At 67.1% G+C, this 24,604-nt stretch carries 17 protein-coding genes and 1 pseudogene; 4 read left to right on the plus strand and 14 right to left on the minus strand.

The window, feature by feature from the left end; all coding sequences use genetic code 11:
- The first annotated feature begins 171 nt into the window (after window positions 1–171).
- Window positions 172–1,101, plus strand: a complete 930-nt coding sequence (locus AC3WTD_RS12410; protein WP_492613965.1) for a DMT family transporter — start codon at window positions 172–174, stop codon at window positions 1,099–1,101.
- 63 nt (window positions 1,102–1,164) lie between these two features.
- Here the strand turns inward: AC3WTD_RS12410 and AC3WTD_RS12415 are convergent, their stop codons facing one another.
- The 8 genes from AC3WTD_RS12415 to AC3WTD_RS12450 all read right to left on the minus strand — a co-directional run bounded on the left by AC3WTD_RS12415 (window position 1,165) and on the right by AC3WTD_RS12450 (window position 13,314).
- Window positions 1,165–4,314, minus strand: coding sequence for an efflux RND transporter permease subunit (locus AC3WTD_RS12415; RefSeq protein WP_492613966.1), 3,150 nt, complete (start codon window positions 4,312–4,314; stop codon window positions 1,165–1,167).
- Window positions 4,315–4,324: 10 nt separating this feature from the next.
- Entirely contained in the window at window positions 4,325–5,590 is a 1,266-nt protein-coding gene (locus AC3WTD_RS12420; RefSeq protein WP_492613967.1) for an efflux RND transporter periplasmic adaptor subunit, read from the minus strand.
- Window positions 5,587–6,834 carry a TolC family protein gene (locus tag AC3WTD_RS12425; RefSeq protein ID WP_492613968.1) on the minus strand — a complete coding sequence of 416 codons (1,248 nt, stop codon included), beginning with the start codon at window positions 6,832–6,834 and terminating at the stop codon, window positions 5,587–5,589. Before AC3WTD_RS12425 ends, AC3WTD_RS12420 begins: the two co-directional genes overlap by 4 nt.
- A gap of 66 nt (window positions 6,835–6,900) precedes the next feature.
- Entirely contained in the window at window positions 6,901–7,263 is a 363-nt protein-coding gene (locus AC3WTD_RS12430) for a hypothetical protein (protein WP_492613969.1), read from the minus strand.
- Window positions 7,264–7,507: 244 nt separating this feature from the next.
- Window positions 7,508–9,340, minus strand: a complete 1,833-nt coding sequence (locus AC3WTD_RS12435) for a 2Fe-2S iron-sulfur cluster-binding protein (RefSeq protein WP_235642618.1) — start codon at window positions 9,338–9,340, stop codon at window positions 7,508–7,510.
- The gene (locus tag AC3WTD_RS12440; protein WP_221174191.1) at window positions 9,337–10,056 is read right to left on the minus strand and encodes a PepSY domain-containing protein; all 720 of its coding nucleotides are present in this window, start codon (window positions 10,054–10,056) and stop codon (window positions 9,337–9,339) included. The genes AC3WTD_RS12435 and AC3WTD_RS12440 overlap by 4 nt, the downstream gene beginning before the upstream one ends.
- 59 nt (window positions 10,057–10,115) lie before the next feature.
- Window positions 10,116–12,824: a TonB-dependent receptor gene (locus tag AC3WTD_RS12445; RefSeq protein ID WP_492613970.1), complete on the minus strand. Its 2,709-nt coding sequence runs from the start codon at window positions 12,822–12,824 to the stop codon at window positions 10,116–10,118.
- A 127-nt stretch (window positions 12,825–12,951) separates the two neighbouring features.
- Complete coding sequence (locus tag AC3WTD_RS12450; protein WP_235642616.1) at window positions 12,952–13,314, minus strand: CopL family metal-binding regulatory protein; 363 nt, start codon at window positions 13,312–13,314, stop codon at window positions 12,952–12,954.
- A gap of 142 nt (window positions 13,315–13,456) precedes the next feature.
- On the opposite strand from AC3WTD_RS12450, the gene hutC reads away from it, so the two are divergent.
- The 3 genes from hutC to hutH are packed head-to-tail and all read left to right on the plus strand — an operon-like array spanning window position 13,457 to window position 17,422.
- Window positions 13,457–14,182 (plus strand): histidine utilization transcriptional repressor HutC, encoded by a 726-nt coding sequence (hutC, locus tag AC3WTD_RS12455; protein WP_027492390.1) that lies wholly within the window; start codon window positions 13,457–13,459, stop codon window positions 14,180–14,182.
- Window positions 14,183–14,193: 11 nt separating this feature from the next.
- Window positions 14,194–15,885, plus strand: coding sequence for a urocanate hydratase (gene hutU / locus AC3WTD_RS12460; protein ID WP_492613971.1), 1,692 nt, complete (start codon window positions 14,194–14,196; stop codon window positions 15,883–15,885).
- Between the two features lie 7 nt (window positions 15,886–15,892).
- Window positions 15,893–17,422: a histidine ammonia-lyase gene (gene hutH / locus AC3WTD_RS12465; protein ID WP_051257545.1), complete on the plus strand. Its 1,530-nt coding sequence runs from the start codon at window positions 15,893–15,895 to the stop codon at window positions 17,420–17,422.
- Window positions 17,423–17,615: 193 nt separating this feature from the next.
- Here hutH and AC3WTD_RS12470 read toward each other — a convergent pair.
- The 6 genes and pseudogenes from AC3WTD_RS12470 to AC3WTD_RS12495 form a co-directional block, all read right to left on the minus strand.
- Window positions 17,616–17,834, minus strand: a pseudogene (locus AC3WTD_RS12470) (MBL fold metallo-hydrolase); the annotation flags it as partial.
- Between the two features lie 124 nt (window positions 17,835–17,958).
- Window positions 17,959–18,300, minus strand: a complete 342-nt coding sequence (locus AC3WTD_RS12475; protein WP_492613972.1) for a copper-binding protein — start codon at window positions 18,298–18,300, stop codon at window positions 17,959–17,961.
- 38 nt (window positions 18,301–18,338) lie between these two features.
- Window positions 18,339–21,476, minus strand: coding sequence for an efflux RND transporter permease subunit (locus AC3WTD_RS12480; protein ID WP_492613973.1), 3,138 nt, complete (start codon window positions 21,474–21,476; stop codon window positions 18,339–18,341).
- On the minus strand, window positions 21,473–22,792 hold the full coding sequence (locus tag AC3WTD_RS12485) for an efflux RND transporter periplasmic adaptor subunit (protein ID WP_027492386.1): 1,320 nt from the start codon (window positions 22,790–22,792) through the stop codon (window positions 21,473–21,475). Before AC3WTD_RS12485 ends, AC3WTD_RS12480 begins: the two co-directional genes overlap by 4 nt.
- Window positions 22,789–24,060, minus strand: coding sequence for a TolC family protein (locus AC3WTD_RS12490; RefSeq protein WP_492613974.1), 1,272 nt, complete (start codon window positions 24,058–24,060; stop codon window positions 22,789–22,791). Before AC3WTD_RS12490 ends, AC3WTD_RS12485 begins: the two co-directional genes overlap by 4 nt.
- An 86-nt stretch (window positions 24,061–24,146) precedes the next feature.
- Window positions 24,147–24,551, minus strand: coding sequence for a hypothetical protein (locus tag AC3WTD_RS12495; RefSeq protein ID WP_027492384.1), 405 nt, complete (start codon window positions 24,549–24,551; stop codon window positions 24,147–24,149).
- Window positions 24,552–24,604 lie beyond the last annotated feature (53 nt).

The raw sequence follows: 24,604 nt of genomic DNA on the forward strand, positions 1-24,604 counted from the left end.
GCTTTTGCTCTTGCGAATCCCGAATCCCGAATCCCGAATCCCAGCTTCAAAAGCATCGCCCGCCAGCGGGCTCCTACCGGTGCGTTGCTGTGACAACCGGTGTGCCTTGGCGATATTCGCGGCGAGGCCCGGCGCTAGAATGCCGGCTCCCTACTCTCGCACGATGCCCCCATGCAACCCGTCAACCAGGCCCGTCTGCAGATCCATTTCTGCGTGTTGCTGTGGGGCTTCACCGCAATCCTCGGCAAGCTGATCACGCTGCCCGCATTGCCGCTGGTGTGGTGGCGCATGCTGCTGGTGGTGGCGGCGCTGCTGCTGATGCCGCGGGTCTGGCGTGGTTTGCGCGCGATGCCGGCGCGGCTGATCTGGGCGTATGCCGGCATCGGCGTGCTGGTGTCGCTGCACTGGCTCACCTTCTACGCGGCGATCAAGCTGTCGAACGCCTCGGTCGGCGCCACCTGCATCGCGCTGGGTCCGGTGTTCCTGGCCTTCATCGAACCGTGGATCGCCAAGCGCCGGTTCGATCCGCGCGAGCTGCTGATCGGCGTGGCGGTGGTGCCGGGCGTGGTGATGGTGGTGGGCGGCGTGCCGCACGACATGCGTGCAGGGATCGCGGTGGGTGTGCTGTCGGCGCTGTTCGTGGCGTTCTTCGGCTCGCTCAACAAGCGCCTGGTCGAGCACGGCGACCCGCTCACGGTGACCTTCATCGAGCTGGGCACCGGCACCGTGTTCCTCACCCTGCTCGCGCCATTCATTCCGCACGCCGGCCCGGCATTCATGCTGCCGAGCGCGCACGATGCGCTGCTGCTGCTGGTGCTCGCGTTCGGCTGCACCTTGCTGCCGTTCACGCTGGCGTTGGTGGCGCTGCGCCACATGAGCGCGTTCGGCACACAGATGGTGACCAACCTGGAGCCGGTCTACGCGATCGTGCTGGCGATCGTGCTGCTGGGAGAGCAGCGTGAGCTGGACGGCTGGTTCTATGCCGGCGTGGCGGTGATCCTGGCCGCAGTGTTCATGCACCCGCTGATGAACCGGCGCGCGCGCAGCACCAGGCAGCCCGAACTGCTCGGCACGACCGAAAGCCACTCCCTGGTCGACTGATCCATCGGCACCCGCTGACAGGTGCCCGGGCCATCGACCACTTCGGCAGTGGCCGATGGCGTCTCAGCCGGCGGGCACCGGTCGGCGTGCCTCGCTGGCACCGTGCACCCAGCGGTACAACGCCGGCAGCACCAGCAGGGTCAGCAGCGTCGAGGACAGGATGCCGCCGATCACCACCGTGGCCAGCGGACGTTGCACTTCGGCGCCGGTGCCCACGTTCAGCGCCATCGGCACGAAACCCAGCGATGCCACCAGCGCGGTCATCAGCACCGGCCGCAGGCGGGTCAGCGCGCCTTCGACAATGGCACCGTCCAGGTCATGGCCTTCGTCGAGCAGGCGGCGGATGAACGACACCAGCACCACGCCGTTTAGCACCGCCACGCCCGACAGCGCGATGAAGCCCACGCCGGCGGAAATGGAGAACGGGATGCCGCGCAGCCACAGCGCCAGCACGCCGCCGGTCAGCGCCAGCGGCACGCCGCTGAAGATCACCGCGGCATCCCGCGCCGAACCGAACGCCATGAACAGCAAGCCGAAGATCAGCAGCAGCACGACCGGCACCACCACCTGCAGGCGCTGGCTGGCCGAGATCAACTGCTCGAAGGTGCCGCCGTAGTCGATCCAGTAGCCCTCCGGCAGGGTGACCCCGGCGGCCACGGCGCTGCGCAACTCCGCCACGAACGAGCCCAGGTCGCGGTCGCGCACGTTGGCGGTGACCACCACCCGGCGCTTGCCGCTTTCGCGGCTGATCTGGTTCGGCCCGGTGGACAGTTCGATGCGCGCCACCTCGCCCAGCGGTACCGTGATGGGGGCGGACGGATCAGCGCGCGCCGGCAGCGGTATCGGCAAGCTACCCAGCGCCTCCAGCCGGCTGCGCTGCGCCTCCGGCAGGCGCACCACGATGTCGATGCGCCGATCGCCCTCGAACACCTGGCCGGCGGGGCCGCCGCCCATCGCGATGGACACCGTGTCCTGCAGGTCGGCGACGGACAGCCCATAGCGGGCCAGCGCGGCGCGGTCGGGCTGGATCGTCAGCAGCGGCAGGCCGGTGGATTGCTCCTGCTTGACGTCGGCGGCACCGGCGACGCCGGCGGCAACCTGCTCCACCCGTTCGCCCAACGCCACCAGCGTGTCGAGGTCGTCGCCGAAGACCTTGACCGCCACCTCCGCGCGCACGCCGGCGATCAGCTCGTTCATGCGCATCTGCACCGGCTGCGTGAACTCGTAGTTGTTGCCCGGGATGGCGCGCACGGCCGCGTCCATCTCGCGGACCAGTTCGGTCTTGGGCTTGCGCGGATCGGGCCAGTCCTTGCGTTCCTTCATGATGATGTAGGTATCGGCGACGGACGGCGGCATCGGGTCGGTCGCCACATCGGCGGTGCCCAGCTTGGCGAACACGTGGTTGACCTCCGGGAACTGCTTGATGCGCGCTTCCAGTTGCACCTGCATGCCGATCGCCTGGTTCAGCCCGGTGCCCGGGATGCGCAGCGCATGCACGGCGATGTCGCCTTCGTCCAGGTCGGGGATGAATTCGGCGCCGAGCCGACCGGCCAGCAGCCCGGCGGCGACGACCAGCACGGTCGCCGCGGCGACCACCGCGATTCGCCACGCCATCACCCGCTGCAGCAGCGGCGCGTAGACGCGGCGAACCGCGAGCATCACCCGGTTCTCCCGCTCGGCCACGCGGCCGGTCACGAACATCGCCACCGCCGCCGGCACGAAGGTCAGCGACAGCGCCATCGCCGCGGTGATCGCGATCACCACGGTGAACGCCATCGGATGGAACATCTTTCCCTCGACCCCCGAGAGACTGAAGATCGGCAGGTACACGGCGGCAATGATGAACAGGCCGAACAGGCTCGGCTTGATCACCTCGGCCGTGGCGCTCGCCGCCAGCGCGAAACGCTCTTCCCGGCGCAGCATGCGGCCCAGGCGGTGCTGCGCCTCGCCGAAGCGGCGCAGGCAGTTCTCCACGATGATCACTGCGCCATCGACGATCAGGCCGAAGTCGAGCGCGCCCAGGCTCATCAGGTTGCCGGAAATGCCGTTGCCGACCATGCCGCTGATCGTCATCAGCATGGTCAGCGGAATGACCGCAGCGGTGATCAGCGCCGCGCGCAGGTTGCCCAGCAGCAGGAACAGCACCGCGATCACCAGCAACGCGCCTTCGACCAGGTTCTTCTGCACCGTAGCGATGGCCCGGTCGACCAGCAACGTGCGGTCGTACACCGTGCGTGCACTGACCCCGTCGGGCAGGCTCGCGTTGATCGTCTTCAGCTCGGTCGCGACCCGCTGGGCCACGATGCGGCTGTTCTCGCCGATCAGCATGAACACGGTGCCCAGCACGGCCTCGTGACCGTTCTCGGTCGCCGCACCGGTGCGCAGTTCCTCGCCCTCGGCGACTTCGGCCACGTCGCGCACGCGCAGTGCCACGCCGTCCTTCTGCTTGATCACGACCTCGCGCAGGCCATCGAGGTCGGCGATCTGCCCAGGCACACGGATCAGGTACTGCTCGCCGAACCGCTCGATATAACCGGCACCGACATTCGCGTTGTTGCGTTCCAGCGCCTGTTGCACGTCGACCAGGCTCAGCCCGTAGGCAGCCAGCCGGGCCGGATCGGGGGTGACGTGGAACTGGCGCACGAAGCCGCCAATCGTGTTCACCTCGGTCACCCCGGCAAGGTTGCGCAGCTGCGGCCGGATCACCCAGTCCTGCAGTGAGCGCAGGTCGGTCGGCGTCCACGGCTGGCCGTCGGCACGCCGCGCAGCGGGAGCAGCCTCGACCATGTACATGAAGATCTCGCCCAGGCCGGTGGCCACCGGCCCCAGCGTCGGCTGCACGCCCGGCGGCAGTTGCGTGCCGACCTCCTTCAGCCGTTCGGCCACCTGCTGCCGCGCGAAGTACACGTCGGTGCCGTCCTCGAACACTGCGGTGATCTGCGACAGGCCGTAACGGGCGATCGAGCGCGTCTGCTGCAGATGCGGCAGCCCCGCCAGCGCCGTCTCGATCGGGTAGCTCAGGCGCCGTTCCGCTTCCAGCGGCGAATAGCCGGGCGCCTCGGTGTTGATCTGCACCTGCACGTTGGTGATGTCGGGCACTGCGTCGATCGGCAGCTTCGAATAGTTCCAGGCGCCAAGTGCACCCAGCCCCAGCGCCAGGATGAGCACCAGCAGGCGATGCGCGATCGCGGCGCGTACAAGTCGTTCAAGCATGCCGGCGTCCTCAGTGGTCGTGGCTGGCGCCGGACTTTTCGATGTCCGCGCGGATGAGGAAACTCTGCTCGCTCACGTAGGCCGTGCCGGGCTTGAGGCCGCCGAGCACCTCGACCGCCCCGGCATCGCGCGCACCCAGCTCCAGCATGCGCACCTCATAGGTGTCGCCGACCCGGGCGAACACCACGGTGAAGTCGCGAAAGCGCTGCAGGCCCGAAACCTTCACCGCCAACGGCACTTCACGCTGGGCGACGGTGACATCCCCGACCACCGCCATACCCGGACGCCAGGCGCCGTCCGGGTTGGGGATGCGTGCGCGGACCACCACGCTCGTACCCATGTGGGTGACCGGTACCAGGGCGTCGATACGGGTCGCCAACGCCTCGCCGCCGCTGGCCGGGCGCACCCTCACCGCCTGCCCCGGCCGCAGCCGGTCGGCGTCGCGTCCGACCGCATGCAGTTCGATCCAGACCGAGGACAGGTCTGCGATCTCGAACAGCGGCGCCTCGTCGGCGACGTCGCCGACATTCGTGTTGCGCGCCAGCACCACGCCGTCCAGCGGTGCGGTTACCACGTAGCTGCGCATGCTGTCGTTGCCTTCCACCGTGGCCAGCGTCTGCCCGCGGCGCACGCGATCGCCCAGGTTCACCGGCACGCTGCGCACGATGCCCGGAAAACGGGCACGCACCATCGCCTGGCGGCTGCGGTCGATCGCCACGCGCCCCATCAGCGGCAGCACGTCGCGGATCGTGGCCGGGCCGGCCACCGAGGTTTTCACTCCTGACGCTACGGCAATCGCCGCCGGGATCGTGACGCGTCCTTCGTACGAGGCGTAGTTCCACGCATGCGTCTTGCCGGCGTGGACGGCACTGACCTTGACGTCGAACGAATGCGGCTCGATCACCGTGCCGTCGGCAACCAGCGCGTCGCCCTCGGGCCGGAACGTGAAGCGGGTGGTTTCGCCGTCCAGACGTCTGATCTCGATCAACGGCTGCAGCGCATCCGGCGGCAGCAGCTTGCCGTCGCGATAGCCGTACAGGCGGAACTCCGGCGGCACGCCGGCTTCGTAGACGGTGACTTCGAGTGCGAACGAGCCGTCGCGCAGCAGGCGGCCGTTGTGCGGGCCGCGCTCGAACGCATCGGCGGCAGCGTGTTCGCCTGCGGCCGGTTCATGCGCGGCACGATCGCCGCAGGCGCCAAGGGCAACAGTGGCGAGAACCAGCAGTACCAGTGCAATGCGCTTGATGGGAGCGCTTTTCAGGGACATGAACTTCATGGCGACGAAACTCCGGCCGAGACCGTCATCCGTTCGATGTCGGTCAACAAGATGTGGTAACGGACGGCGGCGTCGATCTGCGCGTTGCGCAGTTCGAGCAGCGTGCGCTGGGCCTGCGACAGCGCGACGAAGCTGAAGCGCCCCGCCTCGAAACCCTTGCGGGTCAGCGCCAGCGCGGCTTCGGCCTTGGGAATCATGCGGTCGCGATGCGCTTCGAAGGCGGTACGCGCGTGGACCATTTCCTGGTACGCGGAGAACAGCCGCTGGCGCACGTCCATCTGCTGTGCCTGTGCGCGCGCGTCGGCCGCCTCGGTCTCGGCCTCCGACTGGGCCACGCTGAGCGCGGAGCGTCCGGCGCTGCCCAGCGGCAGCGATACCCCGGCGATCAGCGCCGTGTCGTTGAACGTCGACAGCCGCCGCACGCCGACGTGCCAGGTAACGTCCGGCTTGGCGCTGGCGGCGGCGACGCGCTCGCGCGCCCGTGCCGCGTGCGCGTCCAGTGCCAGGCCGCGCAAGGCGGGGTTGTCGGGCAGGCGCGAAATGAGGGCTGCATACGACGGTACCGCGGGCAACTCGAACAGGTTGCCGGCCACCGCGTCGAAATCAGGCTCGGCGGCATGCCACAGCGCGGCCAGGGAGACCCTAGCACTGGCCAGCTCGTGGGACGCGTGCTCCACCTCGATGTCGGCGCGCGCCTCGGCGATCTGCATCAGGTCGAGGTCCGACTCCGGACTGCGGCCGGCCTGCACCCAGCGCCGCACGGTCGCCGTCAGCTCGTGCGCGAGGGCGAGGTCCTGCGCCGCCAGGGTGGTGCGCGTCTGGTCGGCGAGCACTTCGACGAAGCGCCGTGCGGCCTCGGTGGCCAGCTCCAGACGGACCTGTTCCAGCGCATTGCGCGACCGTTCGATGTCGATGGCACCCGCGGCCACGCGAGCGTCGCGCTTGCCGCCCCGTTCGAGGACACGGCCCAGCCGCAAGGTGGTTTCCGCTGCCCCGACGCCGGCCAGCGATCCGCTGCCGGCCACGTTTTCCACCTCCGCCCCCACCACCCAGGGCGGCGCAAGGCCGGCAAGGTCCGCCTGCCGTTCGTCGGCGACGACGGTCCGGTCGCCGGCACGAATGGCCGGGTTGTGCGCGAGCGCACGAGCTACCGCTTGCGGCAGCGAAAGGGCCTCGCCCGCCACCGCAGGCGCACCGAAACCGCCCGCCAGCAGCAGGAGGCACAGACAGCGTAAAGAAAACACGACGATCTCCCATCGAATGCACAGTCAACGAGTTCAGGCCGCGATGCGGCCGTCGGGACGTTGCCGTCAGACGATGGGAGGCCGATGCAGGCGGGTCAGCGAACCGTCGGGTGCGGAGGCATCCTGCCAGGGCGTGCAGGCGTCCGCCTGCACCGGTGCGCACAGCGCAACGACGACTTGCGGCAGGGTTGCCGCTGCGCCGGCCAGGTAATGCGCATGGACGTGCGAGCCGTCCGGCAGCGGCACCACCGGCTCGCCGGCACCATCGGCATGGTGGTGATCGGCGGCGGCATCGGTGGCGAGCACGTGCACTGCCGTGTGCGCGCCGTCATGGCTATGCGTGATCCACCTCGGCATCAAGGCCGACAGCACCATCGCCAGCGCGAACAGCAGCACCGCGCGCACCATGACGGGGCGACGATGGGGCAAGCGGCGAAGAGTGCAAAGGACGCTCATGACCCGCCCACTATGCGCAGGAAGAGCCGCGAAGGCAACCGGCGATGCGACGCACCACATGCCGTTCACCCGCCGCGACGATCAGCCGCGGCACCAGCAACGGGGGCGCCGCTGCCGTCGCCGGCATCGGTGCCCGGTGCGATTTCAGGTCGGAAACCGATGACGGTGTCAACCAACGGGCGGCGTGCCTGCTTCGCTCCACGGAACCGGCCATGCGTCATATCTTGAAGTCGTCGAAGGCTATGCGCTCGTCATCGACACCCAGGCTTCGCAGCAGCTTGATGGTGGCCGACAACATGCCTGGAGGGCCGCACAGGTAAAACTCGCAGGACTGCAAGTCAGGATGATCGCGCAGCAAACCCTGGTGGGTGGCCTCGTGTACCAGACCTTCGATCGACATGGCGCCATGTCCGGCCGTTTCCGACAACACGAGATGCCAGGTGAAGTTGGAATGACGCGATGCCAGTTCGGCCATCTCGTCGATGTAGGGCGCCTCCCCGCGATGACGGGCTCCATACCAGAAATGGATTCGCTCTTGCCCGCCCTGGTCGAGCCGGGAGTGGATCATCGCCCGCAATGGAGCCATGCCTGCACCGCCGCCGATGAAGATCTTTTCGCGATCGCCCGGACGCAGGGCGAAGTCGCCGAACGGCCCGCTGAAGCGGATCGCGTCGCCCGGCTTGAGCGAATACAGGTAGGCCGAACCCTTGCCCACGAACCGGTGTTTGCTGCCCGGGCTTCCCACGCTGAAACGGGCCAGCAAGGTGAGATGCCACCCGGCCTTCTCCACCGGCAGCGACAGCGAATACGAACGCCGGACCGGCTCCTTGCTGACCAGCACCGGCGGCAGGTTCAGCGCGCCCCATTCGTCACGATGTTCTTCCGGGTGTGAAATATGCTGGCGCGGCAGCGCGTAGTCGGGAACGTGAACCTGGAGATACGAACCCGGCTGAAACCCCCGCCTGATGGGCGACGACGGCAAGAGCCTTATCTCGCGCAGGAACGGAGTCACCGCGGTGATGCTCTCGACGATCGCCGTCTGCTCGTTCCACAGCTCGGCACCACCGGGCACCTCCAGCTCGAGATCGGCGTGCACCGGAACGTTGCAGGCCAATCGATAACCCAGCTTCAGGCTGCTGGCGCTGAGATGCTCGCGATCGGAACTCGTCGAGGGTGGCGCGTTGCCACGCAAACGGACCGCGCACAACCCGCAGCTCTGCCCGCCACCGCAATTGGACGGCAGGTGCAGGCCGCTTCGCCCCAGCGCCAGAAACACGCTGTCGCCTTCGCGCGAATCCACCAGGCAGAGCTTCGTCCCGTCCGGCGCGTAGACCGCCAGGCTCCGTTTCCGGCGCCAGCGAAGCGGGACGAATTCACTCAGGCGGAAACTTGCAACGAGCAGCCACAGTCCCGACAGCGCCATCCATAGTCCCCCCGAAGCCGCCAGGACCACCAATGGATTGTTGAAGTTCTGCTGCCCCGTGTAATCCATGAAGTGCAGCATCATGACCGTATCGAACAGCCGCCAGGTCGCGTTGCGGCGCTCGAGGATATGGCCATCGCGGGCCGACAGGTAGATCGTCGTATCGGCGCTGTCGCCGAACGCCACGCGCCAGACCGGGCCCTGGTAACCGCGGGTCTCGAAATTGGCCTTCGGCAGGAACTCCGGTGCCTCCGGTCGACCGTCGCCGACATAGTCGCGGGCGGCGATGATCGCCGCGATCGTGGCATCCACGGTCACGCTGTGCCCGGTGTGCGCGTCCACCAGCCACGCCTCGGCCTTTTCGGCAAGCCGGTAGACCGGGCGATCCGCCAGCCACATGGTTTCCAGCGTCTGTACCGAACGCCCTGCATCCGCCAACACGCGTTGCGGTGCAAGCATGCCGGTGGGCCAATCCGGTATTTCACGCGCCTGGGCGCGATGGGTCCGGCCTTCGACGGCGTCATGATCGAGCAGGCTCATGATCAGGCCGCTTCCCGTCCAGACCACGAATTGCGCCGCGACGATCAGGCCGATCCATTTATGCAGTTTGCGGATCCACGGCTTCATGTCGTCGCCTTCCTCTTGCGGAAACTGTGCACCAGCAGCCAGATCCCGCTGAGCGCAAAAAGCAGTCCGATGGAAGCCGCTACCCGCATCAGACCGTTGTTCACGTTCGAACGCGTCTCGTAGTCCATGATGTGGAACATCCAGAGAAAATCGTACAGGCGCCAGAAGTCGTGCCGCCGCGCCAGCAATTCGCCCGTCGTCGCGGACAGGTACAGCGTCGTGTGGCCGCGATCCGAGAAATTGGCTTGCCACATGGGTACCGGCCGCTTGGCCACCTCGCTCGGCACCTTCTCCAGCAGATGCACGGATTGAATGGCGCCATCGCCGCGGTAGAGCGACGAGGCCAACTGTCGCACCTGCTGCTCGCCCAGCGCGGGCAACTCGGCGCCGGTCGAGGCATCGACCAGGACGGTTTTCCCGCCCTGGCGCAGCTCGTATACCGCCTGCCCCATCAACTGCTTGAGCTTGAAACCCGTCGAGTGCGGATAACGCTCGCTCAACGTGCCGGCGTCGACCTGCACGGCCGGCTCGCGAAGCGGCTCGGCCGCGACGTGCGCCAGGTGGTCGCCATGGATGAGGTCGATCGAGATGGCGGTCATGTAAAGACCGCTCAGCGTCCAGAGGAGTGCCTGCACGCCCACGATCAGGGCGATCCAGCGATGGGCGCGCCGCGCCCAAAATGCGAGTTTCATCGAAAATATCCTGCTGACGGACAACCCGGGGGCGCATGACCGGATAGCTGCCGGCGCCATCGCGCCGGCAGCTTCCGACGAAGTCACCAGCGGTAGGTGAGCTTCGCGTTCCAGCGCCGACCGAGCAGGTCGTAGGTCATGGTGTCGGTGTTCGCGTCGGTATAGCTCTGGATGAATGGCGCCTGCTTGTCCCAGAGATTGTCGACGCCGAAAGCAACGTCGAGGAACGTGTTCACCACGTACTTCAGCTGCACGTTGTGATAGGTCAAGCCCGGTGCGTGGTCGCCGATATCGCCGCGCGAGGCGTTGATGTCGTCGGCGGCGCCGATGTACTGCACGCTGTAGGAGCCAGACCACGGCCCGCGCACCATCGTCAGCGAAGTGAACGAACGCCAGTGCGCGTAGCTGCCGCGACCGCCGGTGATCTTCCCCGCATAGTGGATGTCGTCCGCACCCAGGAACGGTTTCACGTCGTAGTTCTTCAGGTACGAGACGTCCGCGCTGAGGGACGCCTTCCAGCCGGCCAGATCGAACTGGTAGACCGCCCCCAGGTCGACGCCCGAGAGCCTTTCACTCGCGGCATTGACCGGCTGGGCCGAAAGGAAACCAATCTCGCCAGTCTGCCGATTGCGGGTGAAGTTCGACGCTGAGCAGAACGGATGCGAAAAACCGGGCGTGTTGTAGCACACCGCAAGCTTGGTCGAACCGGCGATACGCTGGATCGCGTTGTCGATCTTGATCTTGTAGTAGTCCAGCGTGACCGTCAGGTCGTTCACGAAGTTTGGCGTCCACACCACTCCCGCCGTCATCGTCTTTGCGGCCTCGGGCTGCAGTTTCGGGTTGCCGCCAACGGTCGTCAGTACCGTGTTCCCCAGCTGGGTATAGCCGGCCGGCACGCCGGAAGCGCGGCAGTTCTGCGCAACCACCGACGACGCCGGCAGCTTGCTCCAGCCGTTGCAGGGATCGGTCGTGGTCAGATTGCCCTCCGACACTCCGCCGAAGAGCTCGGGCACATTGGGAATGCGGAAAGCGGTGGCGTAGTTCGCGCGCAGCTTGAGCGACGGCACCATCTGCCAGTCCAGGCCGACCTTGTAGTTGCTGTCGTTGCCGAACAGGTCGTAGCTGGAATACCGCGCTGCCGCGCTGAGGTTCAGCGACTGCGCGAGGAACTTGTCCTGCAACAGGGGAACTGCGACTTCGGCGAAGGCTTCCTTGGCCGTGTATTCGCCCGCTATCGGATCCTGCTTGTTGGTGTTGGCGATGCCCAGCACCGTGAGCTGGTCCGGGTCGCGCCAGCCGCGTTCCTTGCGAATCTCCACGCCGGTTGCCACGCCGACGACGCCGGCCGGCAGTTCGAACAGCTCACCGCTGAGGTTCGCCGTGAAACTCTTCTGGTCGTTGCCGCCGTTGTCGCGGCTCTTGAAAAGGATGTAGTCGAGCACCCTGGGAGTCAGGTTGCCGTAACCGAGGTAGTTGCCGCAGGGAATGGCTGCACCTGCCGCATTGCTGCAGATGCTCGTGTTCAACGTCTGGTCGACGCGATCCAGATTGGCGATGTTGGTGGAACCATCGATGCCGGTGCTGCGCCCCCAGTTCACCGCCGCCGACCAATCCCAGCGGGTACCGATCCGGCCCTCCAGCCCCACTACCGCGCGGAAACTGTCGACTTCCTGATAGAAGTTGCGGGGACCCGCTTCCTGCAACCTTCTGCGCTGCAGCAAGAGGCTCTGACCCGTCGGGTTGGTCGGGTGATCAGCCGCGATACGGATCGGGCGGTATATGCCTATCGCGCCTGGCGTGGCGAGCTGGTCCGAACGCCGGTTCGTGTACATCAATTCGGTAAAGACACGAACCTCCTCCGTCAACGCCAAATTGCCGAACGAACTGAGGCTCAAACGCTTGATCGGATTGACCGCATTGAGATACGGATTGGAATTGTAGTTGTCGCGCGCCGGTGAGTAGGTGTGATAGCCATTCGCCGGGCCGTTGGGGTCCTGATTGAAATTGACTCTCCGGCCATCGGCCAGAACGGCCCGGCCGCCGATCGTCGAGGAGCTGCCGACGCACACGAGCTTTCCGCCGACTTCGCCGAACGAGCACGGCGCGCGATCCGCCATGTTGACCTCTCCGGTTTCGGCGTAGTTGATCGCCGCCATCAACGAGCCCCGGTCAGAGCTCATCCCCCAGGCCAGATCGACCGCCTTCTCGTCGCCGTCCTGCTGGAAGGTCCGGCCGTAGCGAACCGAGGCCTCGACGCCGTTGAACTTCTTCTTGGTGATGATGTTGACCACGCCGGCCACCGCATCGGCACCGTAGATCGCCGACGCACCATCCTTCAGCACCTCGATGCGGTCGATCAGCGCCACGGGAATGACGTTCAGGTCAGCGGAGCTGTTGGCTCCGGTGCCTCCGTTGACGATACGCCGGCCGTTGAGCAGAACGAGCGTCCGGTTGATGCCGAGGCCACGCAGGTTCACCTGCGCGGTGCCGTAGCCATTGTCGGCCCAATAGGCATTGGTCTGGTTGCCGGCAAAACCGGCCGAGGCCGGCAGCCGCTGGAGCAGATTTTCCACCGACACCACGCCGGAACGCGCGATCTCGTCGGCATCGATGACGGTTACCGGGCCGACGCCGGAGATCTCGGCTCCCTTGATGTGGCTGCCAGTCACTGCGACCGCCTCAAGGTTGGTGGCCGGCGGCGCGGCGGTGGACTGGGCAAAGGTGGTGCTGGCAAAACCGGCGGACAACAGCGCGCCGATAGCCAGCGCAAGGTGATTGCGCTCGTAGAACATGGAAAACTCCCCCCAACTCGGTCTGGGATGATCTGATCGGTGAATGCCTGCGACGCTGCCAGCGCGACTGCGCGGCAGAAAATTGCTCAAGGCAAAACATGCCGCCACAGAGGGCGGGCCGACGAGATCAACCGATGGGAGGTCGGAAGACGGAGGAGATGGCGGTGCGAACCGTGTGCATGACCGCCATCACGGAGGGATGCGTATCGAGAACATGCTGGGCGGCAAACACTACCGCCTGGTCGACGGATGCGGCCGGCGATACGCACATGCAGGCGCACCCCGGGGTACAGTCACAATCCGCATCCCCCTTGCGTTCGTGCACCGAGTCGGCATTGTCGTCACAACCATACGCGATCGAACGGATACCGGCCTGGCCGCGCTGGGCCTGCACCCCGGCCATCTCGGCCGAGCGCCACTGCGCCACACTGGCATCGAGGCAGAAAGCCGCAACCAGAAGGCACCGCAACAGTAGGACGCAGGTGGGCATGGCGTGGCGCTGCCGACTCGTAAAGTTGTCTATACCATCTAGTACCACGTCCAAAATCGGGCTGTCAATCATGCACCGCAGCGCGGTACCCGGTGCGCGACGACGTCTTCCACAAGTTGTATAGACATGCAATGCTCTGGCGATGAACGGACGCCAGCCGCAGTACCTCAAACTCAAGCGCCATATCCTCCGCCACATCACCAACGGCGACTGGCCGCCATTGAGCAAGGTACCCAGCGAAAACGAGCTGGCCTCCCGCTTTGGCATCTCCCGCATGACCGTCAACCGCGCCATGCGCGAGCTGACCGATGCCGGCATGCTCACCCGCACGCAGGGTGCGGGAACGTTCGTTGCGGAGCGCAAGGCCGAGTCGGCGATGTTCGAAGTGCGCAGCATCCGGAATGAAATCGTCTCCCGCGGGCAGGCGCATACCGTGGAGATATTGACCCGCGAACTTGTTTCCGCGCGCCCCGTCACGGCGCGCCAGTTCGCCCTGCCTGCCGGAACCAAGCTCTACCATTCGCGCCTGCTGCACCGGGCCGACGGCGAACCACTGCAGCTGGAAGACCGCTTCGTGAATCCGGTCTGCGCGCCGGACTATCTGGAGATCGATTTCTACAAGGAAATTCCGCATCAGTACCTGATGCGCACGGCGCCCTTGCAGCGAATCGAGCATGTCATCGAGGCCGAGGCCGCAAGCAAACGGCTGGCACGCCTGCTCGATGTCGAGCCGGGAAGCCCATTGCTGACGCTGACACGCCGCACCTGGTCGCGCGACCAGATCGCCAGCTACGTCCGCCTCAGCTATCCCGCCGGCAAGTTCCGCTTCGTCGGCGATTTCAATGTCGGCGATTTCAAAACTCCCTGATGGAAACACCCATGGATACGCTTGCCATGCCCAAGGCGGGCCCGCGCACGGTGCGGGCGCCGCGCGGTACCGCACTGACCTGCAAGAACTGGCTGGCTGAAGCCGCCTACCGGATGCTGCAGAACAATCTCGATCCGGATGTGGCCGAGCGGCCGGAAGATCTCGTGGTTTACGGCGGGATCGGCCGCGCCGCCAGAGACTGGCGCTGCTTCGACCTCATTCTCGAATCGCTGCGCACGCTGGAGGACGACCAGACGCTGCTGGTGCAATCCGGCAAGCCGGTGGGCGTCTTTCGCACCCACGCCGATGCTCCGCGGGTGCTCCTCGCCAACTCGAACCTGGTACCGCACTGGGCTACCTGGGATCACTTCAACGAGCTCGATCGCAAAGGATTGATGATGTACGGCCAGATGACGGCCGGTTCCTGGATCTACATCGGCTCGCAAGGCATCGTGCAGGGCACCTACGAAACCTTCGTCGAGCTTGGGCGCCAACACTACGCCGGCGACTGGTCGGGCAAGTGGATACTTACGGCCGGCCTGGGCGGCATGGGAGGCGCACAACCGCTCGCCGCCGTGCTGGCCGGCGCCAGCTGCATCGTCATCGAATGCCAGGAGTCGCGCATCGACTTCCGCCTGCGCACACGCTACCTCGACCGCAAGGCGCACAGCATCGAGGAAGCCCTGACGATCGTCGGGAATGCGGCCACGCCTGTCTCGGTCGGTCTGCTCGGCAACGCCGCCGATCTCATGCCCCGCTTCGCCGAACTTGCGCGCACCGGCGCGGCGCGCCCCGGCGCCGTGACCGACCAGACCTCGGCGCACGACCTGATCAACGGTTACCTGCCGGCCGGCTGGACGCTTGCGCAATGGGAGGCGGCCCGCCGCGGCGCCCCGTCGCAGCAGGACGCGCTGACCCAGGCCGCTGCCGCCAGTTGCGCAACGCACGTCAACGCGATGCTGGCCTTCCACCGCATGGGAGTACCGACGATCGACTATGGCAACAACATCCGCCAGGTCGCCTTCGACCAGGGCGTGCAGGACGCGTTTGCCTTCCCCGGTTTCGTGCCGGCCTGCATCCGTCCGCTGTTCTGCCAGGGCAAGGGGCCGTTCCGCTGGGTCGCGCTGTCCGGCGATCCGGAAGACATCTATCGCACCGATGCGAAGATCAAGGAACTCTTTCCGGAAGACGCACGCCTGCACGACTGGCTGGACCAGGCCCGGGAGCGCATCGCTTTCCAGGGCTTGCCGGCGCGCATCTGCTGGCTCGGCCTGGGTCAGCGCCATCGCACGGCCGTGGCCTTCAACGAGATGGTGCGCACCGGAGAGCTGACCGCGCCCATCGTCATCGGCCGCGACCACCTCGACTGCGGTTCGGTCGCCAGCCCCAATCGCGAAACCGAGGCCATGCGCGACGGATCCGACGCCGTTTCCGATTGGCCGCTGCTCAACGCATTGCTGGCCGCATCCGGCGGCGCCACCTGGGTCAGCCTCCACCACGGCGGCGGCGTCGGCATGGGCTTCTCGCAGCACTCGGGCGTCGTGATCGTCTGCGATGGCACGGACGCGGCAGCCAGGCGCCTCGAACGCGTGCTGTGGAACGACCCGGCGACCGGCGTCATGCGCCATGCCGACGCCGGCTATGCAACGGCGTTGCAGTGTGCGCGCGAACACGGCCTGAACCTGCCCGCCATAACCGGATGACCATCCCATGCTAATGCTTACTCCCAGCCGGTTGACGCTGGCCCAGCTGCGCGGCCTTGCCGCTTCGCATGCGCCGATCGAACTGGCGCCGGAATGCGAGGCGCCGGTGCGCGCCGCCGCCACCGCCGTGCAAACCGTGGTCGCCGCAGGTGCGCCCGTGTACGGCATCAATACCGGCTTCGGCAAGCTGGCCCACGTCCGGATCGTCGACGACCAGCTCGAACAGTTGCAGGCCAATCTCGTCCGCTCCCACGCCGCAGGGGTGGGCTGCCTGCTCGAAGACGCCACCGTCCAATTGATCCTGGTGCTCAAGATTGCCTCCCTGGCCCGCGGCTATTCGGGCGTGCGCTGGGAGGTGGTGCAGACGCTCGTTGCCTTGCACAACGCGCAGATCTACGCCTGCATCCCTGCGCAGGGCTCCGTCGGCGCCTCGGGCGACCTGGCCCCTCTGGCTCACCTGACCCTGGCCGCGATGGGCGAGGGCGACGTGCGCGTGAACGGCGTGCGGATACCCGCCGCGGATGCCCTGGCGCATGCCGGCATCGTGCCGATACGTCTGGCCGCCAAGGAAGGCCTGGCCCTGCTCAACGGCACCCAGGCCTCGACCGGCATCGCACTGATGGCGTTGTTTGCCGCCGAGCGGGCGTTTTCCGCCGCCGTCGTCGCCGGTTCGCTTTCGGTCGATGCGGCCGCTGGCTCGGATACCCCCTTCGACCCACGCATCCATGCCGTGCGCGGCCAGCCCGGCCAGATACGCGCCGCCGGGTTCTACCGGCAGTTGCTGGCGGGCAGCGCGATTCGCGAGTCGCACCGCCACGACGACGCGCGCGTCCAGGACCCCTACAGCCTGCGTTGCCAGCCCCAGGTCATGGGGGCATGCCTGGATCTGCTGAACCAGGCGGCCACCACGCTGCAGATCGAAGCCAATGCGGTTTCCGACAACCCGCTGGTCTTTCCGGACGACGGCGAAGTGCTGTCCGGCGGCAACTTCCACGCCGAACCGGTCGCGTTCGCGGCCGACCAGATCACCATCGCGATCGCCGAAGTCGGTGCGCTGGCCGAGCGCCGGATCGCGCTGCTGATCGACGCCACGCTGTCCGGCCTGCCCGCGTTTCTCGTCGACGAACCGGGCATCAACTCCGGTTTCATGATCGCCCACGTCACTGCCGCGTCCCTGGCCAGCGAGAACAAGACGCTCGTGCACCCGGCCAGCACCGATTCGATCCCCACCTCGGCCAATCAGGAGGATCACGTCAGCATGGCCACGTTCGCCGCACGCAAGGCCATCGACGTGGCGGTCAACGTCCGGCGCATCGTGGCGATCGAATTGCTGGCCGCCTGCCAGGGCCTCGACTTCCGGCGCCCGCTGCGCTCCTCCGAGCCGCTCGAAGCCGCGCATGCCATCGTGCGCCGGGTCGTGCCGCGCTACGCCAGGGACCGCTATTTCGCCGCAGACATCGCCCACGCCGACGACCTGATCGCCGCCGATGCCTTCGCGACGGTGTTCGGCCACGTCCTTGCCGAGCCTTCCACGTGATGGAGGGGTGGCGGGGCCGTGTCGATTCCACCGACGATCCAGCGGCATTGACCGGAGAACCGCTCCAGCTGGATGACCTCGGCGTGGATGGGAACTTCGCGACCGAACGTCCGCAGCGTCGACGTACCCCCGCCAGGGCCGCGCCCCGCGTGCCACCGGCCTGGTAGCCCGCGAGCACGATGGCATTGCGATCATCGGGGCCGAACGCTTCGATGTGATGCAGCACGCTCCCGCCGGTCGTCATGCCGCTGGCCGAGATGATGATCATCGGCCCGCGCTGGCGATTGAGCGCCGTGGACTCCTCGACGCTGTTGACGAAGGTCGCCAGTTCGAACATGCGGCGGCAGTCTTCGTCCGATACGTGGTGTTCGTCGTGATGGCGGTGGCCAATGTGGGTCGCATCGATGGCCATCGGGCTGTGAGGTAGACCGGAACCCGCGGGATCTCGCCCCGCTCCCGCAGGCGCGCTATGCGAGCCGTGTTTTACGACGTGCGTGAGCGGACCATCCGTCCGCTCACGATGAATGCTTCAGCAACTACTTCTGCAGGGGCTGAATGGAAGTCACGGTGCTCGCCATGCCGGCCGGGTGCACGGTGAACTGCACTTCGTCGCCCACCTTGGCGGCCTTGAGCACATCCGGTGAGCCAGCCTTGAAAGCCATGGTCATAGCCGGCCAGCCGATCGAGGCGATAGCCAGATGCTGAAGGGTGACGGTGCCCTTGTTGGTATCAATGGCTTTCACGATGCCGACGCCTTGGGCTTCCGCCGGCTTGGCCTGGTGCTGCATGGCGGGCATGTTCGGATCCATCTGCAGCGCAAAGGCCGGTACAGCGACCAGTGCGCCGGTGAGCGCCAGGGCGAAAAGAGCTTTTTTCATTGCGTGGATTTCCTTCGGTTGGGTTGGAGACATGCGTTCTAGACGTTCCTGCGCAAGCGGCGCAGGACCAGCACCCGGAACGCCGCGGGAATGACCAGCATCGACAGCAGCGGCGCGGTGAGCATGCCGCCGATCATCGGCGCCGCGATACGCTGCATCACCTCCGAACCGGCGCCGTGGCCGAGCAGGATCGGAAACAGGCCGGCAAGAATCACCGCCACCGTCATCGCCTTCGGCCGCACGCGCTGCACCGCGCCCTCGCGGATCGCCTCATCCAGCTCAACCGGCCCCGAGTGCGGATCGGCCGCCAGCTGGCGGTCCCACGCGTGGCGCAGGTACAGCATCATCACCACGCCGAACTCGGCGGCGACGCCGGCCAGCGCGATGAAGCCGATCATCGTCGCGATCGACACCGCATGCCCGAGCAGCCAGATCAGCCACAGGCCGCCGACCAGCGCCAGCGGCACGCTGGCCATGATCAGCGCCGCCTCGCTCATCCGACGGAACACCGCGTAGATCAGCACGAAGACGATCAGCAGCACGACCGGCACCACCAGGGTCAGCCGTTGCATCGCCTGCTCCAGGTATTCGAACTGGCCCGACCACGCCACCGTGATGCCTGGCGGCAACTTGACATCGCGCGCCACCGCACGTTGCAGGTCCGCCACCACCGTGCCCAGGTCGCGGCCGGCGGTGTCGACGTAGAGGTAGCTCGCCAACTGGCCGTTCTCGCTCTTGAGCTGGGGCGGGCCGGCGACCACCTTGATGTCGGCCACTTGCGCCAGCGTCAGCTGCGCGCCGTTGGCGGCGACGATCGGCAATACCTTCAATGCAGCGAGTGAATCGCGCTCGGCCCGCGGGTAGCGCAGCACGATGGGATAGCGCTCGCGGCCTTCGACGGTTTGCCCGATCGAATCGCCGCCGACCACCGTCGCCACCAGCTGTTGCACCTGCTGCTGGGTCAGGCCGTAGCGCGCGGCATCGACGCGCCGGATGCGCACGTCGACATAGCGACCGCTGGCCGCCCGCTCGGCAATGGCCGAACCTACGCCAGGCACCTGCCGAGCCACCGTCTCGATGCGATCGGTCACCTCCTGCAATGTCGATGGATCGGGGCCGAGTACCTTGATGCCGATCGGGCTCTTGATGCCGGTGGCCAGCATGTCGATGCGGTTGCGCAGCGGCGGCACGAACAGGTTGGTCAGGCCCGGTACCTGTACCGCCTTGTTCAGCTCCGCCTTGATCTTCGCCATCGTCATGCCCGGTCGCCATTGGTCCTTGGGCTTGAAGGTGATGGTGGTCTCGAACATCTCCAGCGGCGCCGGGTCGGTCGCCGTGTTGGCACGACCAGCCTTGCCGAACACGTGATCGACCTCGGGCACGGTCTTGATCATGCGGTCGGTGAGCTGCAGCAGTTGCGAGGCCTTGCCCGCGGACAATCCGGGTAGCGCGGTGGGCATGTACAGCAGTGTGCCTTCGTCCATCGCCGGCATGAACTCGCTGCCGAGCCGGCTGAGCGGCAGCAACGCAGTGAGCAGCAGCAGCCCGGCCAGCGCCAGGGTCGTCTTCGGATGGTGCAGCACCGCCTCCAGGATCGGCCGGTACAGCGCAATCAATCCGCGGTTGAGCGGGTTGGCGTGTTCCGGTCGGATGCGCCCGCGGATCAGGTAGCCCATCAGCACCGGCACCAGCGTCACCGCCAGCCCGGCCGCCGCCGCCATCGCGTAGGTCTTGGTGAACGCCAGCGGCTTGAACAGCTTGCCCTCCTGCCCCTGCAGCGCGAACACCGGGATGAACGACAGCGCGATGATCAGCAGGCTGATGAACAGCGCCGGCCCCACCTCCGCCGCCGCCTCGACCACCACCGACCAGCGCACCGCGCCCTGCGGTTCCCCGCCGTCGTGCGCGTCGCGCCAGTGCTCCAGGTGCTTGTGCGTGTTCTCGATCATCACCACCGCCGCATCGACCATCGCGCCGATCGCGATGGCGATGCCGCCGAGCGACATCAGGTTCGCCGACACGCCCTGCAGGTGCAGCGCGATGAATGCGGCGAGCACGCCCAGCGGCAGGCTGACCACCGCCACCAGCGCCGAACGCAGGTGGCCGAGGAACAGCACGCATACCAGCGCGACCACCAGGAACTCTTCCAGCAGCTTGCCCCACAGGTTTTCCACCGCCGCGTCGATCAGCTGCGCGCGGTCGTAGGTCGGCACGATCTCGACGCCGGCTGGCAGGCTGCGCTTGAGTTCGGTGAGCTTCGCCTTGACCGCCTCGATCGCGGCCTTCGCGTTCTTGCCCGAGCGCAGCACGGCGACGCCGCCGACCACTTCGCCCTGGCCATCCAGCTCGACGATGCCGCGCCGGAAGCTCGGCCCGCGCCGCACCGTGGCGACCTCGCGCAGCAGCACCGGCACACCGTTCGTGTTGGTGCTGATCGGCACGTTCTCGAAGTCTTCGCGGCTGCGCAGGTAGCCTTCGCTGCGCACCATCAGCTCCGCCTCGCCCTGCTCGACCACCGAGCCGCCGCCGGCGCCGTTGGCCGCGCGCACCGCGTCAGTCAGCTGCGCCACGGTGATGCCGCGCGCGGTCAGCGCTCGCGGGTCCGGCACGATCTGCCAGGCGCGTTCCATGCCACCGAGGCTGGCCACTTCGGCGATATCCGGCACGGTCTTCAGCTGATAGCGCAGGAACCAGTCCTGCAGCGCGCGCAGTTCGCCGAGGTCATGCTTGCCTGTGCGGTCGACCAGCGCATATTCGTAGACCCAGCCCAGGCCCGTGGCGTCGGGGCCCAGCGACGGGTTGACCCCGATCGGCAATTGATCGCGCACCTGGCTCAGGTACTCCAGCACGCGCGAGCGGGCCCAGTACAGGTCGGTGCTGTCGTCGAACAGCACATAGACGTAGGAGTCGCCAAAGAACGAATACGCGCGCACCGTCTTGGCGCCGGGCACCGACAGCATGGTGGTGGCCAGCGGATAGGTGATCTGGTCCTCCACCACCTGCGGCGATTGCCCGGCCCAACTGGTGCGGATGATCACCTGGGTGTCGGACAGGTCCGGCAAGGCATCCAGCGGCGTGCGCGTCAGCGAGAACACGCCGGCCGCCGCCAGCGCCAACGCGGCCAGCAGCACGAACACGCGGTTGGCGACGGCGGCGCGGATGAGGGCGGCGATCATGGGTGGCCTCCCATCGGCATTGCGTGCCCCGCATGCGAGGTATGGGAGGTGGCCGGCTGGGAGGCGCTGGTGGCCGCTGCAGGAACCGTCCCGCCCTCACCCAGACGCTCCAGCGCACCAGACAGGCTGGCCTCCGAGTCGATCAGGAACTGGCCGGAGACAACAACCTTCTCGCCGCCCTGCAGGCCGTCCAGGATTTCCGTGTAACCGTCAGCCGAACGGCCGGTGCGCACGGCGAGGGGGCGGAAACGGCCGTCCGCCTCCGCCACGATCACCCGCGTCTGCACGCCGGTCGCGATCAGCGCGTCGCTCGGCACCACCGCCACCGCCTCGCCGGCGACCGGGTTCAACTGCACGGTGACGAACATGCCCGGACTCAGCTGAGCGCGCGGGTTGGCCAGCACGATGCGCGCGCGCTGGGTGCGCGTGGCGTTGTCGAGGTCCGGCAGCAGCGTCTCCACGCTGCCCTGAAACACCTGTCCGGGCAGTGCATCGGCGCTCACCGTGACCGGCGTACCACTATGCACCGTGCCGGCGACCGCCTGCGGCAACGCCGCCTCGACCCAGACCGTCGCCAGGCTGTTCAACGTCATCAGCGTCTGCCCGGCACCGACCCGCTGGCCTTCTTGTACCTCCAGCGCGGTGACCATGCCTGTTTGCGGCGCATCCAGCGTGATCGCCGCGCCCGCGCCACGGCGTGCCGTGCGGATCTCCGCGGCGGTCAGGCCGAGCACCCGCAGGCGCTCGCGGGCGGCGACGCGCAAGGCCTTTGCGTCAGCCGATTGCGCGCCCTGCAGCGCGTCGTACTCGGCCAGCGCGCTGCCCCACTGCGGCGCCAGCAGTTCGGCCAGCGGCTCGCCTGCCGTCACCTGCGTATACGGCGCACGCACCCACAGCTTGTTGATCACCGCGTCGACGCGGGCGCTGACCGTGGTGGCTTCGCGCGGATTCCACGTGACGGTGCCTGGCACCCATACCGCAGTAGACAAGACACGGCGTTCGACCGGCGTAGTCCTGATGCCCAGATTCTGTACCGTACCTGGGTCGATGCGTACGCCACCAGCCTGCTCGCCGTCATCCGCGTACTTGGGCACCATTTCCATGCCCATGGGTGATTTGCCGGGCTTCGGGAAGTGCTGCGCCGGCTCCATTGGGTCGTACCAGTACAGGATCTCTTTGGCAGAGGCCGACGAGGAAACCGGTGTGCCCGCGGGGGCTGCTGTGCCGACATGTTGGCGGCGGCCGCCGAGGTAGCCTGCCAGGAGCAATAGCGCCGCGAAAAAAACGGCGGAAAAAATGATCAATGGACGCTTCATGGCGTCACCTCCGAAGGCAATAGATAGGCCAGCGATGCCCACAACCGTGCGCGTGAAGCGAGCGCGGCGGCATAGCTCAGGCGCAGTTCGATCTCGTCGCGACGGGCGTCCAACCAAGGTTGCAGCACGCCACCACCGCGATAACCGGCCAGCGCTGTTTGCGCGCGGTCACGCGCCAGCGGCAGCAGTGTTTGCTGATAGCGCGCGATCTGGCGATTCCAGCCCTCCCAGGTTGCCGCGGCGCGCGCGACAGCTTCCTGCTGGGCGCGCCGAGCATCTTCATGGTCAGCCTGGACGGCATCGCGCTGCGCTTGCCTCGCGCTGATGCCGCGATCCTGTCGGTTGCGGGTAAACAGCGGCAGGCTGACGCTGAACTGCACCGTGACCATGTCCGACATCCGTGGCGCACGCTTGCCATATTCGGCACTGACGCTCCAGTCCGGGTGCTTGGCTGCACGCGCCTGGTCAAGCGCGGCTTGCGCCACCCGTTCGCGCGCCTCCCACGCCTGCATCGGCGCCTGCTCGTCGATGGATCGCTGCAGGCTTTGCTCACTCACCGGCAACCGACCGAAGTCCGGCGCCTCGGCAAGTGGGCCAGTGATGGGGCCTACCCAGCGCTGCAGACTGGCCTGCGCCGCCGCGAGGTCCGCGTCAGTGGCCTCCAGGCGATTGTCGAGCAGGGAAGCCGCCGCACGCGCGGCCAGTGCATCGGACGCCCCGCCTTCGCCGCCATGCAATCGCGCCTGCGTGGTCTCTACCGCCAGCGTGCTCTCACCGCGCAATTCAACCAACAGCGAGCGCGCAAGTTCCGTTGCCCATACGTCGATCCACGCGTCGGCGACACGCTCCTGCACGGTCTGCGTGGTGGCCACGCGGTTCGCTGCTGCCGCGTCGATTTGTGCGTTGGCCAATCCGCGCTCGGCAACGCGAGCCGCGCGCGACGGAATAGCTTGCATCACGCCTACCGTGCGCATGGTCGCGCCGTCCGAGCGCAAGCTGAAGGCGCCCGGCGCGGTCACCGGATAATTGGCGACTCCGAAGCTCAGCGCCGGGTCCGGCAAGCGTCCGGCACGCGCTGCCTCCTCGTGCATGGCTGCGACATCAGCGGCACGTGCCTCAACTTGCGGGGCATGCGCCAGCCCGCGCTGGACAGCCGTTGCAAACGTCAGCGGCGGTTCGGCGGCGGCTGCCGCCGTGGCCACTGCTCCCCACAGGAGCGTGGCCAAACCCGGCGCCAGCAGGCGTCGGGCGAAATACATGGATAACATGGAAGGACACTCCCTCGATCTGGAATCTGCACCGTGCCAGAACAGGCACGGCGATGCCACGTCAGTGGATACAGCGACGTGTCAGATCAAATCAGGAGCGAGCAGAACAACAATCGGGGAATGGGGGCCGGTGCACGCAGCTGCTCCTGCCGCACCAAGGCGCGATGCGACGGCAACGCTACCGCAGCCACGGACGGCAACTCCGGCGGCAACGCGGCTAGCGTGCTGGCCGGCACCGAGGCGCTGCGCGCATCGACCTGGGTGGCGTGGTTGGGCTGGCAGTGCTGCCGGCACAGCGGATCGACCGGCGCCGTCATGTCCGTGCAACCGTCATCCATCACCACCATAGCCGCCGCGGTCGTGGCGACCGGCGCCGGCGCGGAGACGCAGGCATACGCCGCCACCGCCACCTGCTGCCACAGCAGCAGCACGACCACCAGCCACGCAAGGCGGCGGCGGGTGAGCGGACGGAGGCGGAAGGCGGGTTTCATCTCACGGGCACTATAGCGTCGGCAGCGGGCGCGTCATTGACGCGGATCAAGTC

This window comes from Rhodanobacter sp. FW106-PBR-R2A-1-15, from assembly GCF_058789735.1.

Excerpts from the sequence above, each read along its gene's own strand:
- AC3WTD_RS12495 (WP_027492384.1), bottom strand. The coding sequence starts at position 24,551 with ATGAAACCCGCCTTCCGCCTCCGTCCGCTCACCCGCCGCCGCCTTGCG.
- AC3WTD_RS12410 (WP_492613965.1), top strand. The coding sequence starts at position 172 with ATGCAACCCGTCAACCAGGCCCGTCTGCAGATCCATTTCTGCGTGTTG.
- AC3WTD_RS12475 (WP_492613972.1), bottom strand. The coding sequence starts at position 18,300 with ATGAAAAAAGCTCTTTTCGCCCTGGCGCTCACCGGCGCACTGGTCGCT.
- hutC (WP_027492390.1), top strand. The coding sequence starts at position 13,457 with ATGAACGGACGCCAGCCGCAGTACCTCAAACTCAAGCGCCATATCCTC.
- AC3WTD_RS12485 (WP_027492386.1), bottom strand. The coding sequence starts at position 22,792 with ATGAAGCGTCCATTGATCATTTTTTCCGCCGTTTTTTTCGCGGCGCTA.
- AC3WTD_RS12490 (WP_492613974.1), bottom strand. The coding sequence starts at position 24,060 with ATGTTATCCATGTATTTCGCCCGACGCCTGCTGGCGCCGGGTTTGGCC.
- AC3WTD_RS12420 (WP_492613967.1), bottom strand. The coding sequence starts at position 5,590 with ATGAAGTTCATGTCCCTGAAAAGCGCTCCCATCAAGCGCATTGCACTG.
- AC3WTD_RS12445 (WP_492613970.1), bottom strand. The coding sequence starts at position 12,824 with ATGTTCTACGAGCGCAATCACCTTGCGCTGGCTATCGGCGCGCTGTTG.
- AC3WTD_RS12450 (WP_235642616.1), bottom strand. The coding sequence starts at position 13,314 with ATGCCCACCTGCGTCCTACTGTTGCGGTGCCTTCTGGTTGCGGCTTTC.
- hutH (WP_051257545.1), top strand. The coding sequence starts at position 15,893 with ATGCTAATGCTTACTCCCAGCCGGTTGACGCTGGCCCAGCTGCGCGGC.
- AC3WTD_RS12480 (WP_492613973.1), bottom strand. The coding sequence starts at position 21,476 with ATGATCGCCGCCCTCATCCGCGCCGCCGTCGCCAACCGCGTGTTCGTG.
- hutU (WP_492613971.1), top strand. The coding sequence starts at position 14,194 with ATGGATACGCTTGCCATGCCCAAGGCGGGCCCGCGCACGGTGCGGGCG.
- AC3WTD_RS12415 (WP_492613966.1), bottom strand. The coding sequence starts at position 4,314 with ATGCTTGAACGACTTGTACGCGCCGCGATCGCGCATCGCCTGCTGGTG.
- AC3WTD_RS12435 (WP_235642618.1), bottom strand. The coding sequence starts at position 9,340 with ATGAAGCCGTGGATCCGCAAACTGCATAAATGGATCGGCCTGATCGTC.